The organism is Lentibacillus kimchii (assembly GCF_055381965.1).
In genome coordinates this window covers 2,550,213-2,566,112 of record NZ_AP043934.1, presented here as the reverse complement: position 1 = coordinate 2,566,112, position 15,900 = coordinate 2,550,213, and the positions used below count along the sequence as shown (strand labels likewise).

The window sequence follows — 15,900 nt, the reverse complement described above, 5'->3', positions numbered from 1 at the left end:
CATCCCCTTTTTTCTGGCACGGCCACACTTCTTAGCAAGCATTAGATTAATAAGACGGATCGATCGGCACTTGCATGCCAGTCTATTTTTCAGTACAATTTGAAAGATGCCATTAAATATAAGGAGTGATTGCTAAAATGGGACAAGTACATGTGCTGGACCACCCACTCATTCAACACAAATTAACTTACATACGTGACAAAGACACCGGAACGAAGGAATTCCGTGAACTGGTTGATGAAGTTGCCATGCTGATGGCGTTTGAGATCACCCGCAACTTGCCTTTGCAGGAAAAAACAATTGAAACGCCAGTTATGGAAGCTGATACCCAAGTGCTTGCCGGCAAAAAAATCGGCCTTGTTCCAATTATCCGCGCCGGACTCGGCATGGTTGATGGCATGCTGAAACTGATTCCTGCAGCAAAGGTCGGCCATGTCGGACTTTACCGCGATCCGGAAACATTAAAGCCGCATGAGTATTATACGAAATTGCCGTCCGATATCGCTGAACGGGAACTGATTGTGCTTGATCCCATGCTTGCAACCGGCGGCTCAGCGAGTGAGGCTATCCATTTGCTGAAAAAACGCGGCGCCAAGCAGATTCGCCTTATGTGCCTTGTCGGGGCCCCTGAAGGTGTTGATGTCATTCATAACGAACATCCCGATGTCGATATCTACCTTGGTGCGCTTGATGACCAGCTGAATGATGACGGGTTTATCATTCCGGGACTTGGCGATGCCGGTGACCGTTTGTACGGGACCAAGTAAGGCTGGCAGCTGATTATGGCAAAACAGTTGCGCGTGATGACGATCTTCGGAACACGGCCGGAAGCGATTAAAATGGCGCCGCTCGTTCGCGCATTAAAGGAACGTCCGGAACATTTTGACCCGCTGGTTACGGTTACCGCACAGCACCGGGAAATGCTTGATCAGGTGCTGGATATGTTTCAGATTACACCTGACTATGATTTAAATATCATGAAACAGAAACAGTCCCTTGCACAGATTACAACGCGTGCGCTGGAGGGACTTGATTCGGTCATGAAAGAGACTTCACCGGATATGGTGCTCGTTCATGGTGATACGACAACCACTTTTGCGGCATCGCTCGCGGCTTTCTACAACCAGATTGCGGTCGGCCATGTAGAAGCGGGCTTGCGTACAGGCGATAAATACGCCCCGTATCCGGAAGAAATGAACCGGCAGCTGACGGGTGTTATGGCTGATTTGCATTTCGCCCCGACCGATAAAGCCAGACAGAACCTGATACAGGAAAACAAACCGGCTGAACGTATCATCGTAACCGGCAACACCGCAATCGATGCCTTAGCGACAACGGTTGATCCGGCTTATTCAAGTGCTGTTCTGGCGGATAAGGGTGACCGGCGGCTGGTGCTGGTCACAGCCCATCGCCGCGAAAATCTGGGGCGCAATATGGAACAGATGTTTCGCGCCATTAAGCGGCTTGTCGATACTCATCCAGATATTCAGGTTATTTATCCGGTGCATTTAAACCCGGCTGTCCGGCAGACGGCTGAAGCAATTTTAGGGCATGATGACCGGATTCAGTTAATTGAACCGCTCGGTGTGAAAGATTTTCATAATCTGGCTGCGAGAGCACATCTGATTATGACCGATTCAGGCGGTGTTCAGGAAGAGGCTCCGTCACTGGGGGTTCCGGTGCTTGTTCTGCGGGAGACGACGGAACGACCGGAAGGAATCCAGGCTGGCACTTTAAAATTAGCCGGAACAGACGAATCGGCTATCTTCAGCTTGGCTGATGAATTATTGCGGAATGATGCCCTTCACGACCAAATGGCGCAAGCTCCGAATCCTTACGGTGACGGAAAGGCATCCAGCCGCATTGCTGACGCGATCATGACATTTTTAAATTAATAGCCCCACAGAGGCTGGGATATGACGAATTGATCGATTCCCTGAGATGCGTAATAGGAACTGAGTAAAGGAAAAGACGGCGACGCCAGCGGGAGAAGAGGCTCACCATTCACCCGCGGAGAAGATGTCTATTTCCGGAGCAGCTTAGTCGCATGAACGATCCAGTCTGTCCCAGTCTTTTGTTATATCAAAATCGTCATGCATGGTTTTGTCTTCTTTTTCAAATACTACCAGCAGCTTAAATAAAAAGGAGCACCAGCTATGTACCGTATCCTCTCCGCCCTGCTTATGCTCGCGGTTTTCACGTGTACGCCCGCAGAAGCCGACTCCCCGGACACCATCCGTGAAGAAAAAGCTGTGATTATTGAAGTGGACGGCGATCCAGAAGAGCATAAAAATTATCTTGAGGCACATCACCCGGCGATTAACGTCGTGCATACATATGAAACATTGTTCAGCGGATTAGCTTTAAAGGGTGATCCCTGGCGACTTGACCAATTACGGTCACTCCCATTTGTCAAGACGATTCATCCTGTCGTGACGTACGAGACCCAAACCACCGTCTCAGACAGCGCGACAGCTGACAGCGTTCTCCCCGCAACTTTAAACAAGACAGCCTATACAGGAAAGGGTGTCCAGGTAGCGGTCATTGATACAGGTATTGATTATAATCATCCAGATCTAAAGGCGAATTATGCGGGTGGTTATGATGTCGTTGATCTTGATAAGGACCCGATGGAAACGCTGCCTGAGGAAGGCTTGCCGACCAAGCACGGGACGCATGTAGCCGGTATTATCGCAGCAAATGGTGATCTGAAGGGTGTTGCCCCAGATGCTGACATTCATGCTTATCGTGCCCTCGGACCCGGCGGCAGAGGGACATCTGTTAACGTCATTGCAGCTCTTGAACAGGCGGTTGAGGACGGCGCGGATGTGATTAACCTGTCCTTAGGCAATGCTGTCAATGGTCCGGACTTTCCCACGAGTGTGGCTGTTAACCGGGCATTCGATCTGGGGGTGCCGGTTGTCAGTGCTAATGGGAACGCGGGCCCGGACAACTGGACCATTGGCTCGCCGGCAACAGCTGCGAATGCTCTCTCGGTAGGGGCATCTGCGCCTCCGCAAAAAACACCATATTTAACGGCCCCTCTGAAAGACAAGCGCCTGCCGCTTTTGGAAATGGACGGTGCAAAACCCTGGCGTTTAGACAAGCGGTATGATACAGGCATACTTGATGAAGAGGCTGTTCAGGGAAAAATTGCGCTGATTGAGCGGGGAGAGACCCCGTTTGCTGAACTGGCCAGGCAAGCTGAAGAAGCTGGTGCTGTAGCCGCTGTTATTTATAATCAGGAACCCGGCAGCTTCCAAGGTACACTGCCAGAAACAGATGACCCGGTGCAGATCCCGGTGGCTTCAATGACAAAGCAGGACGGCCAGTGGCTTAAAGAGCACATTCGCAGCAGTCAATTTTATGTAAACACCAAGTATGCGATGACAGACTTTACGGTTGCTGATTTCAGCTCCCGCGGCCCGGTTACGGTGAACTGGGATTTGAAACCGAATGTCAGCGCACCTGGCACAAATATTTTGAGTACGGTTCCCGGCGGTTATCAGGAGCTGCAGGGAACAAGCATGGCAGCCCCTCATGTGACTGGCGCAATGGCCTTGTTGCGTGAAGCTCATCCTGATTGGACGCCAGAGGAGCTGACAGGGGCGTTAGCGACAACTGCCCGGCCCATTCGCCGTGATAAAGACGAGTTGCTGGACCCGATCATTCAGGGTGCTGGCGAAATCAGGCCCGAAAAAGCGGTCAATACGACAACGATTCTGGACGAGCCACTGCTGGCATTCGGGCAAATCACACATAATAAGGAAACGAAAACACAGGATATGACCGTTACAAACACATCCGGCAACGAGCAGACCTATAGATTTGAGACACCTAAACAGCAAGCAGGACTCCGCTGGGATTTACCGCTGGCATTTACACTGGATGAAGGTGAGTCGGCAACGATTCCTATCGGCTTGACGGTGCACGCAAACCCGCTGGATAAAGGCATTCATCAGGGCTGGCTGCGGTTGGAGCAGGATAAAAAAACGTATCAGCTGCCCTATCTGTTTATCAATGAGACAGCCGACTATCCTAAGGCGATGGGATTTGACTTAACGGTCAAACCATTTACCCGCGGGACTTATGCGTATCAATTTTATTTGACCGATCCAGCTGAAAGTGTTGACGTGGCGCTGTACCATCCGCAAACGCTTGTTTATGACCGGACGCTTTTCCATACAAGCGATGTGCAGACGGGTCTGAATAAAGGCCAGCTTGATGAGTCGGAACTCGGAGAACCCGGGCAATACGTTGCTGTGATCACGATCAGACTGGAAAACGGCGACAGAGAAAGCTATCAGACCAGACTCAATATCAGGGATCCAGCAGAATAGGAACGCACTGGCTATCAGAACTGTTCAGCCGGTTTTCGTATTATATGTGACAGATTATTACAATTGTCACATAATGTTCACTAAACAAAATGGCTTTTTTCCGTTATAATTAAAAATAGGATTATGTTTAATTATGATTGGCATAGTCACAGCCAGGTTGCTAAGCCATAATTCAAGGCAACTTTTAACCTCGTCCTAATTGACAATCATGAATGGCTCATGTAACATACCTCATTGATGGTATGTTAGGGTTTTCATAGAGGTATAATGGCTGGTACAATGAATTAATACCTGCGCTAACTTTTTTGTTTAACGCAGCATGTGCAGTGACAATTCGCACGTTACCCGTTTAGATTCGGGCTGGGCTTAAGAAAAGGATTGCCAGTGATGTGTTATTGCCTGCCGGTCTTTTTGAACGTTCTCTAAGGAGAAGTGTGAAACATGTCACAATATAATCAAATGGTCATGCGTCAGCGCAAAGGGATGTTGTACCTTCTCGCAATCCTGGTGATCGGTTCAGGTTTCTCCCCATTTCCAGCAATTTTCCTTGGTCTGCTGCTCGGAAGCCTGGTAAGTTTTTTTAATCTGTGGTTGTTGCAGCGAAAGATTCAAAGGTTTGTCGAGAATGCTGCTGAAGGAGAATCGGTGTTTGGGTTAGGTACCTTATCGCGATTGGCGGCAGCTGGTCTTGCTGTCCTGATTGCCATGCGTTTTGATTTCCATATTCTTGCTGTTGTGGCGGGACTGGGATCTTCCTATGCAGTTATTGTGATAAGTTTTCTGCTGCCAGGTCTTAACACACAGAAAAAGCAGTCGGAATAAGGGATCTTTTCAAAAAAATTAGGCCTGGAAAGAGGTGAAGACATTGGATCATGAAGCACCAATCGTCCACGATGCGTTTGGAATCCCCGGGCTGGATTTCAACATGTCGAATGTGATAATGATAGCTATCGCATCACTGATTGTATTTATTATTGGTGTTGTCGGAAGCCGTCATTTACAGATGAAGCCAACAGGCATTCAAAATTTCATGGAATGGTTAATTGATTTTGTCAAGGGCATGATTAATGACACGATGGACTGGAAAACAGGGAAAGTGTTTCTGCCTCTGGGGCTGACACTGATAGCTTACATATTTGTAAGTAACGTCCTTGGTGTTATTACACTTGGGGCAGTCGGCGATGACTTGTGGTGGAAGTCACCGACGGCCGATGCCGGAATCACTTTAACGCTTGCCGTAATGGTGGTTGTTTTAACGCACTTTTACAGCATCAAGATGAAAGGGGGCAAGGAATACGGTAAGGATTATCTCCGCCCGCTTCCATTTTTACTGCCCTTGAATATCATCGAAGAATTCACCAATACACTTACATTAGGCTTGCGTTTATTTGGTAATATCTATGCCGGTGAAGTTTTACTCGGATTACTCGTATCATTAGGGTTGTCAGGAGGATTTACGGCAGGAGGCATCTTTACCTTTTTAGGGTCTGGTGTTGCCTTAATGGCATGGCAGGCGTTCAGTTTATTTATTGGCGCCATACAGGCCTTTATATTCACTATTTTAACGATGGTCTACATGTCTCAGAAAGTAGGCACCGAGTAAAAAGACCATCACAAAACTATGAAACTGTTTTATTTATAAAAAGGAGGAAATATCAATGGAAGCTATAGCAGCAGCAATAGCAATCGGATTGGCCGCTTTGGGTGCAGGTTTAGGCAATGGTTTGATCGTTAGTCGTACAGTAGAGGGGATTGCACGTCAGCCTGAACTGCGCGGTTCTTTGCAAACGGTAATGTTTATCGGGGTAGCACTGGTTGAAGCGATTCCGATCATCGGCGTTGTTATCGCATTTATGGTCGTGTGATAGAGACTGGAAATATGGCACTATGGCGAAGTTCGGCGACACCGGATTATCGCCATTCCTTTATGATAGTAAACTTTATTAAAAATGACCTCATACATCATCAGTTCAAGTTCATTGACTGATCGTTTGCGAAAGGAGTGACGCATGTGCATCTAACAAGTGGTATTCCGGTTATTGCGGCAGGCATAGGCGGTTTGCATATTGGGGATATGCTTACGCAGTTAGTCTTTTTCCTGATATTGCTGGCCCTTTTGAAAAAGTTCGCCTGGGGCCCGCTTATGAATGTTATGCAAAAACGTGAGGAATATGTCACAAGTGAGATCGAGTCAGCAGAACAAAGCCGCGCCGAAGCTGAGAAAGCACAGGCTGAAGCGTCAGAACAACTGAAACAGACGAAAAAGGAAGCAACTCAGATTATTGAAGATGCCAAAAAAACCGGTGCCAAACAAGAACAGGAAATTGTTGAAGCCGCGCGGCGCGAGGCACAAAACATGAAGCAATCAGCTCAGGAAGAAATTGAGCATGAAAAAGAAAAAGCCGTTCAGGCACTCCAGGATCAAGTTGGTTCCTTGTCTGTACAAATTGCCAGTAAAGTAATTGAGAAAGAAATCAGTGAACAGGATCAGGAAGAACTGATTAATGAATACATTAAAGAGGCAGGAGAAGAGCGATGAGTCAAGTAGTTGCCAAACGTTATGCAGACGCTCTTTTCCAGCTGGGGCAGGATACAGGATCCTTGGACCAATTTGTCGAGGAAGCGAAAGTTCTGACATCGGTTTTTGCTGAAAACGATCAGTTAACGGCATTTTTAGAACATCCGAAAGTTTCGCATGAACAGAAAATGCAATTTATCGACGAGGTGTTTCAGGAATTTTCCGGAGACATCGTCAAGACATTCAAATTGTTGGTTATGCGCCATCGCACAGATGTTGCTCCGGCGGTTATGGACCACCTGGTTCATATGGTGAATGATGCAGAAGCTGTTTCGGAAGCAACCGTTTATTCAGTAAGAGAATTATCGGAAAATGAACAAGCGAAAATAAAAAATACGTTTGCTGAGCGTTTTAATAAACGGGACGTGAAACTTAAAACGGTTGTTGATCCGTCTATCCTTGGCGGTATCAAGGTACAGGTTGGCAACACGGTTTATGATGGCACAGTTCAGGGCAAATTAAGACGGATGGAGCGACGTATTGAGGCGGCAAATTAACGAAGATAGGGGTGAAATGGTATGAGCATTAAAGCTGAAGAAATCAGTTCGCTGATTAAGACACAGATCGAGAATTTTGACTCGGATATTGAAGTATCGGATGTCGGCACTGTTATTGAAATCGGCGATGGCATTGCGCGTGCGCATGGCCTCGATGACGCGATGGCCGGTGAACTCCTTGAATTCTCGAACGGTGTCATGGGAATGGCGCAGAACCTTGAAGAAGGAAATGTCGGTATCGTCATTTTAGGGCCATTCTCCGATATTCATGAAGGCGATGAAGTTCGCCGTACAGGTCGCGTTATGCAAGTACCTGTCGGAGAGGAGCTGCTCGGACGCGTTGTTAATCCATTGGGACAGCCACTCGACGGCAAAGGGCCCGTGGAAACGGCTAAAAGTCGTCCAATTGAAGAGCCGGCTCCATCAATTATGGATCGTCAGGAGGTAACCGAACCTCTGCAGACTGGTATCAAAGCGATTGACGCCTTAGTACCGATTGGCCGCGGCCAGCGTGAATTAATCATCGGTGACCGCCAGACAGGTAAAACAACACTGGCTGTCGACACCATCATTAACCAAAAAGATGAGGATATGATATCCATTTATGTCGCCATTGGCCAGAAAGAATCGACTGTGAGAAGTACAGTTGATACATTCCGCCGTCATGGCGCACTGGATAATACGATTATCATATCAGCGGGAGCTTCGGAACCTGCACCTCTCTTATATATGGCTCCGTATGCAGGCGCTGCCATGGGCGAAGAATTCATGTACAATGGCAAACATGTTTGTGTTGTATTTGATGACTTGACCAAGCAGGCTCAGGCTTATCGTGAACTATCCTTGCTGCTCCGCCGTCCACCAGGCCGTGAAGCTTATCCCGGGGACGTTTTCTACGTGCACTCACGTTTATTGGAACGGGCAGCTAAACTGAATGACTCAAAAGGCGGCGGGTCTATGACAGCTTTGCCGTTTATCGAAACACAAGCCGGTGATATCGGTGCCTATATTCCAACCAACGTTATTTCCATTACAGACGGGCAAATCTTCCTGCAGTCTGATATGTTCGCTGCTGGTAATCGTCCGGCGATTAACGCAGGTTTATCTGTTTCACGGGTTGGCGGTTCGGCACAGCTTAAAGCGATGAAGAAAGTCGCCGGGACCCTAAGGCTTGACCTTGCATCATTCCGTGAACTGGAATCTTTTGCACAGTTTGGCTCTGACCTGGATCAGGCAACACAAGCCAAACTTGATCGTGGTGCACGGACCGTGGAAATTCTGAAACAGGGACTTCATAAGCCGCAAGCCGTTGAAAAGCAGGTCATGATGATTTATGCCCTGACAAAAGGTTTGCTTGATGATTTGCCGGTCAAAGATGTTACCCGTTTTGAATCAGAGTTCCACGTATGGCTTGATGAGAACCGGAAAGAACTTTTATCAACTATCCGCGAAACCGGCAAACTTGCCGAAGAAGAAGACATGAGCGGGGCGGTTGAAACATTTAAGAAGACGTTTATGCCAACGGAAAAATAAACGCTTTAAATCAAACGAAACAGGTCTATGAAATGAGGTAAGAGCTGGAGTCACCGGCTCTCGCCTCCAGCTTCTGTCAGGAAGGGTGGTGAATTGCTTGGCATCACTGCGGGATATCCAGAAACGAATCGACTCAACGTCGAAAACAAAGCATATTACAAAAGCCATGGAAATGGTTTCAGCTTCAAAAATGAACAGGGCTGAAGACAATGCCAAATCATTTAAACCCTACAGTCAAAAAATGGAAGAAGTCGTTTCCAGTATTGCTGGCAATGACACGGATGCGCAGCACCCGATACTGGAAAAGCGTGACGTAAAACGCACCGGCTACTTTGTGATTACGACTGATCGCGGTTTGGCAGGTGCCTATAATAATAATATCTTGAAGAAGACTTACGAAACCATTAAGAATCGGCACCAATCGACGGATGAATACACTATTATTGTGGTTGGCCGTGTTGGCTATGACTTTTTCCAAAAACGTGGCATGCCGGTTGCTAAAAGCATTATCGGCATGTCGGACCAGCCGGTTTTTAACGATATCAAAGAACTTGCGGCTGAAACCGTACAGATGTTTATTGATGAAGAAATTGATGAATTGTCCATTTATTATCATCGTTTTATTAATGCGATTTCTCAGAAAGTGACCACACAGCCTCTATTGCCGCTGACGAATCTTAGCGATACGTCAAGTCAAAGCACCAGCCGGTATGAATACGAACCTGATCAGGGTCAAATTCTGGAAGTCCTTTTGCCGCAATATGTGGAAAGCCTGATTTTCGGCGCGTTATTGGATTCAAAAGCAAGTGAACACGCTGCACGCAGGACAGCGATGCGGAATGCGACTGATAATGCCAACGAAATGATTGATGATTTGACATTGTCCTACAACCGTGCCCGCCAGGCGGCGATCACACAGGAGATCACTGAAATTGTTGGCGGTGTTGCGGCACTGGAATAGTGCATTCTGATCGTTTGATAGCAGGATAGGAGGGAAATCAATGAGCAAAGGACACATTACACAAGTTATGGGACCTGTTGTCGACGTCAAATTTGACGAAGGCGAACTCCCTGATATTAATAATGCATTAGTTGTCCGTAGCAACGATAAGGATATGGACGTCAACCTAACACTTGAAGTTGCGCTCCACCTTGGCGATAATTCAGTTCGAACGGTTGCGATGGATTCAACAGACGGTCTTAAGCGCAATATGCCTGTTGAAGATACAGGCGAACCGATTTCTGTACCGGTTGGTCAGGTAACACTCGGACGCGTCTTCAACGTCACTGGTGATAACATTGACCTTGATGAACCGGTACCGGATGATACCCGGCACGACCCGATACATCGTCAGCCACCTGAATTTGAAAACTTGACGACAGGCACAGAAATTCTTGAAACAGGCATTAAAGTTGTTGACCTGCTGGCCCCTTACACGCGAGGCGGGAAAATTGGCCTGTTTGGCGGTGCCGGTGTTGGCAAAACGGTTCTGATCCAGGAACTGATCAACAACATTGCACAGGAACATGGCGGTATTTCCGTGTTTGCCGGTGTCGGTGAACGGACTCGTGAAGGTAATGACCTTTACTACGAAATGAAAGAATCTGGCGTTATTAAAAAGACAGCCATGGTGTTCGGTCAAATGAACGAGCCGCCAGGAGCTCGTATGCGCGTTGCTCTGACAGGCCTCACGATGGCGGAATATTTCCGTGATGAAGAAGGCCAGGACGTTCTGCTGTTTATTGATAACATTTTCCGTTTCACGCAGGCTGGCATGGAAGTTTCAGCACTGCTTGGCCGTCTGCCGTCTGCTGTTGGCTACCAGCCGACGCTGGCAACGGAAATGGGACAGCTGCAGGAACGTATTACGACAACGAATAAAGGATCAGTAACGTCCATTCAGGCGATTTATGTTCCAGCTGACGACTATACCGACCCAGCACCAGCAACAACGTTTGCGCACTTGGACGCTACAACCAATCTTGATCGCGGGTTGTCCGAACAGGGTATCTATCCAGCTGTGGATCCACTCGCATCAACATCGCGTGCTCTGGACCCGGAAGTTGTTGGCGAAGAACATTATAACGTAGCGCGTGAGATTCAGGAGACCTTGCAGAAGTATAAAGAACTGCAGGACATTATTGCGATTCTTGGTATGGACGAATTATCCGACGAGGATAAACTCACGGTTGCCCGTGCGCGCCGCATTCAATTCTTCCTGTCGCAAAACTTCCACGTGGCTGAACAATTTACCGGCCAGCCCGGCTCTTATGTCCCTATCAGTGAAACAGTTAAGGGCTTCAGGGAAATTCTGGACGGTAAACATGATGATCTGCCAGAAGATGCCTTTCGTCTGGTTGGCGGCATCGAGGATGTTGTCGAAGGCGCCAAAGGTATGACGACATAAAACTTTAGATGGAATGCTGGGGAGCGATCGAATGATGATGTTTTTGAACATATCATACTCCCTTCAGTCATTCACCTGTCTTGAGGAGGACTTGCATGAAAACACTGACGGTGAGTGTTGTTACGCCTGATGGTCCCGTCTTGGAAGACAGTTTTGAAATGGTCAGCTGTAGAGCAGAGAACGGTGAGATCGGTGTTTTACCCGGTCACATACCGATGGTCGCCCCATTAACGGTTGGTGCTGTCCGTTTAAAAAATGATTCTAATGCGGAGCAGATGCTGTTTGTTAATGGCGGTTTTCTGGAGGTGCGTCCGGATAACGTCACGATCCTTGCCCAGTCAGCGGAAGTCCCTGGGGATATTGATGTTGAACGGGCCAAACAAGCTAAACAGCGTGCTGAGCGCCGCCTCCAGGCTCAACAGGACGATCTGGACCATAAACGGGCAGAGTTAGCACTCAAACGGGCCATGAATCGTTTGGATATTGCCAAGTAGAATTAAAATCTCTTGTAACATTTTTGTTATAAGAGATTTTTCTGTCAGGTAATACAGTTAAATTAAGCAACTCAGCCAGAGAGTGTAGTTGCGTATTAATGGCATGTCGGCAAAAACAGGGGTATCTCGACACTAAGGTTAAATGAGCTCGATATTTCCCGGGCAATCAAAACATTGTCGAATAGACAGCTCGACATGTAACGTGGCGTTTTGTTGACAACAGACAAGAACCATGGCAAAGTACCAATTAGTTTCAAGCATCGATGCTTGGCCTGATAATTGAAATACAAGGTGTGGAATTATGTTTTCATCAATTGGTTTAACAGCTATCGTCAGTATGATATCGCATTTGATCTTTATCTATATAACATGGCGGCTTATTACCGCTGTTAAGTTTGACGCATTAATTAGAAAAGGACGGGAAACCGAAGCGAAAATCCTGCTTATCTTTATTGCGATTGTGATCGGGACAGGGGTCAGCCGATTCCTGCTGGACTTCATCCAGTGGTCCCAGGATTTGATGTTCCTTTTTTAAAGCAGGCTGTAAGTCCAATATTTTTGCATCAGTACCGTATGAAATCAATCTCTCCTGATTAGACTATGAATATAGTAATCAGGAGGGATTTTTTTATGCGGAAGTCAGCTATCATTTTTATTATGGGATTAATTCTTTTCACGAGTTCCGGTGCCGCGGCCGCCCAGCAGGATGAAATGCTTGATTTGGCTGCAGCGGTGACGGGGCAGTCATTACCCGTGGCCAGCTGGCAGGTTACAATTAAGGAAGATATGTCTAGAAACAAAGCCCGTCGTTTGCTGACAACCTTGCAGGCAAAACATGGGTATAAAGTCACTGGTACTGAGAAGGAAAAAGCGGTAAACTATGATATTGAGTCTGGGCAAGAAAAACAAGTCACGGAACGTTTCCATATAACCATTCCTAAGAATGCCCGTCATCAGGCAGCTTTTTCAGCCATTTTGCAGGGCGAATCCTGGAACAAAGAGGTTATGGAAGCGTATCGTGAGCGTAAGGATTCTGTCCGTTCAGCTTATTTCACAGACAGGTCGACAACATTTGCTTGTTTAACTGCCGACATTGATGATAAAATAAAGGAAGTTTATATTATTAGAAACATGAAAAAATCACTACAGTTGGAAAATGTTGAGGTTCAGCATGATAATGTGGAGAACGCGTCTTTAAAAACAATTGTGTACGGGTATACACCACAGTGGAAACAAGTCATGACTATGGACCAGCCAACAAATTTTCAAATGGCCATCCATGAAAGCACATCTGGTGGCAAACGTTTGACGATAGGCACACCTATCCTGATTAATGAATACTAATATAGTGAAATTGGTTTATAAGGGGAATAGTATATGGAACAAATCATCGTTAAGGGCGGGAACCGATTGCGCGGCTCCGTCAGAGTTGAGGGAGCGAAAAATGCTGTGCTCCCGGTTATAACTGCCAGTATGCTGGCAAGTGAGGGTCAGAGCGTCATCACAGATGTTCCCGTACTGGCAGATGTGTATACCATCAATGACGTATTGCGTTATATGAACGCCGATGTAGAATTCAATGATCAAACAATTCATGTAGATGCTTCCCAGGAACTGTTAACTGAAGCGCCTTTTGAATATGTCCGTAAAATGCGTGCATCTGTATTGGTTTTGGGACCATTACTGGCACGTTATGGCCATGCCAATGTAGCGATGCCCGGCGGCTGTGCCATTGGTTCGCGGCCGATCGATTTGCACTTAAAAGGTTTTGAAGCCATGGGTGCACATGTCGAGGTCGGGAATGGCTATGTGGAGCTGCAGGCAGAGGGACGTCTCCAGGGAGCTAAAATTTATCTTGATATGCCAAGTGTTGGTGCTACAGAAAATATTATGATGGCTGCCGTACTCGCAAAGGGTAAAACGGTTATAGAAAATAGTGCTAAAGAGCCTGAAATAGTTGATCTGGCCAATTTCCTCAATAAAATGGGCGCTAAAGTCGTTGGAGCTGGCACGGAAACAATTCGCATTGAGGGTGTGGAAAAACTGCACGGTGCTGAGCATAACATCATCCCGGATCGTGTCGAGTCGGGTACTTTTATGATTGCCAGTGCGATTACCGGCGGCAATATCCTGATCCAAAATGCTGAGAGTGATCATTTGCGCTCCGTTATTTCCAAACTGGAAGAAATGGGCGTGACCATTTTTGACGAGGATGGTGGCATTCGGGTCATCGGGCCGGACAAAATGCTGTCCACCGATATTAAGACACTTCCTTATCCCGGATTTCCAACTGATATGCAATCGCAAATGATGGCCTTGATGCTGAACGCTTATGGAACAAGCGTTTTCACCGAAACAGTGTTTGAAAACCGGTTTATGCATGTGGAAGAATTCCGGCGCATGAACGCTAAAATGAAAATAGAAGGCCGCAGCGTGGTTATCGAAGGACCAACCAAGCTCCAGGGTGCCAAAGTGGCTGCAACGGACTTGCGGGCTGCCGCTGCGCTTATACTAGCTGGTTTAAATGCGGAAGGCCATACCCGGATAACCGAATTAAAGCACCTTGACCGCGGCTATGTCGATTTGACCGGCAAACTGGCTGGCTTAGGTGCTGATATCGAACGTGTCGATGAGAACGGTGAAAAAGTCTATCAGCAGCCTGCTGGCGGAACCGTTTCCTATTTGATTGACTGAGCATATTTTATAAAAAACACAATTTAGAGATGCAAATCACATATGATTTAGCATCTCTTTTTTTGCGATTATGACGGTACTTATACTAGTTTTTATTGTTAAACACTTGTGTTTCTTATCGCAAACTTGGATATTAATTTTTAAATAATTAGAATTTATTTCGAAGGTCCTGAGATGTTTATGTTAAAATAAGCGTAATAAGCATTGTTAGGCAAACGGGTCAGATAACCGAATAATTGTGGTTTTAAACAATAGGGGGGTAGATAATTGCTAAAAGCACTGAGGGTTATATCACCCATAATTGTCGTAGTTTTAGCTGGGTATGCTTTAATAACTGGGAACTACATAGTAATGCCATATATGATGCTTTTTATGGGAATAACGTTCTTGGTTATGGGCATAGCCCAAATAAAGGAAGAAGGGAAGCTAATAGGTATATTTAGTATTATCGTTTCCATATTTGTTTTTTATGTTTCTGTTCAAAGTTTTTTATTCAGCTAAAGGGGGCAATTGTTAAAGAATGAAAATTCACTTATCTATCCAGATTGTAAAAGAAAGCTAAAACATTTTAGTTATTGCTAAATATGGTGTAAAAGATATTATTTAAGGAGCACAAGCTATGAAAGAAAAAATAAAAGCTTTTGCTGTTACCTTCTTATTAGGTCCATCATTATTAGGACTGGGAGTAGTCATAACATTTGATTTAATACCTATTCTATGGACTCTAATTACCGGAGGACAAGGGGATTTAACTTTCAAAGAAGTATTACTGGACTTCCTATTAGGCTATGTAATTTATCTCATTTATACAATCTACTTAACAATTAGAGCAAAAATAAAAAACGAAGAATAATTTAAGCCACTTGATGTAATGCTTTGGTAGAAAATCACATCTGAAAGGTTGTATAGTGATAGAACTAAAATGACCGAGGTTTACTTAACAATCGGGCGCCGCTCGACAAGTTCTGCTATAAGCGTTTTGAAGCGTGAAATGCAGGGGATTAGCTATCGGACAATCCCAACTTTACAATCAAGGATGGGAATGAGGGAACCATGTTTCCCAAAACCATCCCGTCAATACTCCTGCATGCGTCATGACTGACAGGTCAAGGGGTTTGAAGTACAGGTAGATTCGGCAGAACGAAGGCTAAAGCCACTCCTTCGGAGAAGGTACGTCAACGGATATGCCGCACGGCTGAAAAACTGAATATGGTGAGAATGGTTTCAGCGCAATGAAACTGACGAACAACCGAATATACAGGTCTAAAGATTGAACATAAGGAAACTTATGTCCCATCCGACGATGGGGTGAGTGGTGTGGAGTAAAAATGCGCCCTCTGAAACACGCTATACCGG

The 15,900-nt window shown here is 46.2% G+C and carries 17 protein-coding genes; all 17 read left to right on the top strand.

Annotation, left to right across the window (positions count from 1 at the left end; genetic code table 11):
* Positions 1 to 137: 137 nt before the first annotated feature.
* The 17 genes from upp (at position 138) to ACZ444_RS13315 (ending at position 15,397) form a co-directional block, all read left to right on the top strand.
* Positions 138 to 767, top strand: coding sequence for a uracil phosphoribosyltransferase (gene upp / locus ACZ444_RS13395; RefSeq protein WP_382360249.1), 630 nt, complete (start codon positions 138 to 140; stop codon positions 765 to 767).
* 15 nt (positions 768 to 782) lie between these two features.
* Complete coding sequence (gene wecB / locus ACZ444_RS13390; RefSeq protein ID WP_382360246.1) at positions 783 to 1,895, top strand: non-hydrolyzing UDP-N-acetylglucosamine 2-epimerase; 1,113 nt, start codon at positions 783 to 785, stop codon at positions 1,893 to 1,895.
* 261 nt (positions 1,896 to 2,156) lie between these two features.
* A complete protein-coding gene (locus tag ACZ444_RS13385) occupies positions 2,157 to 4,340 on the top strand; it encodes a S8 family serine peptidase (protein WP_382360243.1) in 2,184 nt (727 codons plus the stop codon).
* A gap of 441 nt (positions 4,341 to 4,781) precedes the next feature.
* Positions 4,782 to 5,162, top strand: a complete 381-nt coding sequence (locus ACZ444_RS13380; protein ID WP_382360240.1) for an ATP synthase subunit I — start codon at positions 4,782 to 4,784, stop codon at positions 5,160 to 5,162.
* A gap of 43 nt (positions 5,163 to 5,205) precedes the next feature.
* A complete protein-coding gene (atpB, locus tag ACZ444_RS13375) occupies positions 5,206 to 5,943 on the top strand; it encodes a F0F1 ATP synthase subunit A (protein ID WP_382360571.1) in 738 nt (245 codons plus the stop codon).
* A gap of 55 nt (positions 5,944 to 5,998) precedes the next feature.
* On the top strand, positions 5,999 to 6,205 hold the full coding sequence (gene atpE, locus ACZ444_RS13370; RefSeq protein WP_382360237.1) for a F0F1 ATP synthase subunit C: 207 nt from the start codon (positions 5,999 to 6,001) through the stop codon (positions 6,203 to 6,205).
* A gap of 209 nt (positions 6,206 to 6,414) precedes the next feature.
* Positions 6,415 to 6,879 (top strand): F0F1 ATP synthase subunit B, encoded by a 465-nt coding sequence (gene atpF / locus ACZ444_RS13365; protein WP_382360568.1) that lies wholly within the window; start codon positions 6,415 to 6,417, stop codon positions 6,877 to 6,879.
* Entirely contained in the window at positions 6,876 to 7,415 is a 540-nt protein-coding gene (locus ACZ444_RS13360; RefSeq protein ID WP_382360234.1) for a F0F1 ATP synthase subunit delta, read from the top strand. The genes atpF and ACZ444_RS13360 overlap by 4 nt, the downstream gene beginning before the upstream one ends.
* A 21-nt stretch (positions 7,416 to 7,436) precedes the next feature.
* Complete coding sequence (gene atpA / locus ACZ444_RS13355; protein WP_382360231.1) at positions 7,437 to 8,948, top strand: F0F1 ATP synthase subunit alpha; 1,512 nt, start codon at positions 7,437 to 7,439, stop codon at positions 8,946 to 8,948.
* 97 nt (positions 8,949 to 9,045) lie between these two features.
* Positions 9,046 to 9,909, top strand: a complete 864-nt coding sequence (atpG, locus tag ACZ444_RS13350; protein ID WP_382360228.1) for an ATP synthase F1 subunit gamma — start codon at positions 9,046 to 9,048, stop codon at positions 9,907 to 9,909.
* Between the two features lie 40 nt (positions 9,910 to 9,949).
* A complete protein-coding gene (gene atpD / locus ACZ444_RS13345) occupies positions 9,950 to 11,356 on the top strand; it encodes a F0F1 ATP synthase subunit beta (RefSeq protein WP_382360225.1) in 1,407 nt (468 codons plus the stop codon).
* Between the two features lie 95 nt (positions 11,357 to 11,451).
* Positions 11,452 to 11,850: a F0F1 ATP synthase subunit epsilon gene (locus ACZ444_RS13340; protein ID WP_382360222.1), complete on the top strand. Its 399-nt coding sequence runs from the start codon at positions 11,452 to 11,454 to the stop codon at positions 11,848 to 11,850.
* A gap of 301 nt (positions 11,851 to 12,151) precedes the next feature.
* Positions 12,152 to 12,385 (top strand): DUF1146 family protein, encoded by a 234-nt coding sequence (locus ACZ444_RS13335; protein ID WP_382360219.1) that lies wholly within the window; start codon positions 12,152 to 12,154, stop codon positions 12,383 to 12,385.
* Between the two features lie 95 nt (positions 12,386 to 12,480).
* Positions 12,481 to 13,194, top strand: coding sequence for a YwmB family TATA-box binding protein (locus ACZ444_RS13330; protein ID WP_382360216.1), 714 nt, complete (start codon positions 12,481 to 12,483; stop codon positions 13,192 to 13,194).
* Positions 13,195 to 13,227: 33 nt separating this feature from the next.
* A complete protein-coding gene (murA, locus tag ACZ444_RS13325; protein WP_382360213.1) occupies positions 13,228 to 14,544 on the top strand; it encodes a UDP-N-acetylglucosamine 1-carboxyvinyltransferase in 1,317 nt (438 codons plus the stop codon).
* Positions 14,545 to 14,811: 267 nt separating this feature from the next.
* Positions 14,812 to 15,045, top strand: a complete 234-nt coding sequence (locus ACZ444_RS13320; RefSeq protein WP_382360211.1) for a DUF3953 domain-containing protein — start codon at positions 14,812 to 14,814, stop codon at positions 15,043 to 15,045.
* A gap of 118 nt (positions 15,046 to 15,163) precedes the next feature.
* On the top strand, positions 15,164 to 15,397 hold the full coding sequence (locus ACZ444_RS13315; RefSeq protein ID WP_382360208.1) for a hypothetical protein: 234 nt from the start codon (positions 15,164 to 15,166) through the stop codon (positions 15,395 to 15,397).
* Positions 15,398 to 15,900: the final 503 nt, after the last annotated feature.

Bases quoted from the DNA above. Each gene is read 5' to 3' on its own strand.
- ACZ444_RS13315 (WP_382360208.1), top strand. From the start codon at position 15,164: ATGAAAGAAAAAATAAAAGCTTTTGCTGTTACCTTCTTATTAGGTCCA.
- ACZ444_RS13360 (WP_382360234.1), top strand. From the start codon at position 6,876: ATGAGTCAAGTAGTTGCCAAACGTTATGCAGACGCTCTTTTCCAGCTG.
- atpF (WP_382360568.1), top strand. From the start codon at position 6,415: ATGCTTACGCAGTTAGTCTTTTTCCTGATATTGCTGGCCCTTTTGAAA.
- atpD (WP_382360225.1), top strand. From the start codon at position 9,950: ATGAGCAAAGGACACATTACACAAGTTATGGGACCTGTTGTCGACGTC.
- wecB (WP_382360246.1), top strand. From the start codon at position 783: ATGGCAAAACAGTTGCGCGTGATGACGATCTTCGGAACACGGCCGGAA.
- upp (WP_382360249.1), top strand. From the start codon at position 138: ATGGGACAAGTACATGTGCTGGACCACCCACTCATTCAACACAAATTA.
- ACZ444_RS13340 (WP_382360222.1), top strand. From the start codon at position 11,452: ATGAAAACACTGACGGTGAGTGTTGTTACGCCTGATGGTCCCGTCTTG.
- ACZ444_RS13335 (WP_382360219.1), top strand. From the start codon at position 12,152: ATGTTTTCATCAATTGGTTTAACAGCTATCGTCAGTATGATATCGCAT.
- ACZ444_RS13330 (WP_382360216.1), top strand. From the start codon at position 12,481: ATGCGGAAGTCAGCTATCATTTTTATTATGGGATTAATTCTTTTCACG.
- murA (WP_382360213.1), top strand. From the start codon at position 13,228: ATGGAACAAATCATCGTTAAGGGCGGGAACCGATTGCGCGGCTCCGTC.
- ACZ444_RS13385 (WP_382360243.1), top strand. From the start codon at position 2,157: ATGTACCGTATCCTCTCCGCCCTGCTTATGCTCGCGGTTTTCACGTGT.
- atpE (WP_382360237.1), top strand. From the start codon at position 5,999: ATGGAAGCTATAGCAGCAGCAATAGCAATCGGATTGGCCGCTTTGGGT.
- atpA (WP_382360231.1), top strand. From the start codon at position 7,437: ATGAGCATTAAAGCTGAAGAAATCAGTTCGCTGATTAAGACACAGATC.
- ACZ444_RS13380 (WP_382360240.1), top strand. From the start codon at position 4,782: ATGTCACAATATAATCAAATGGTCATGCGTCAGCGCAAAGGGATGTTG.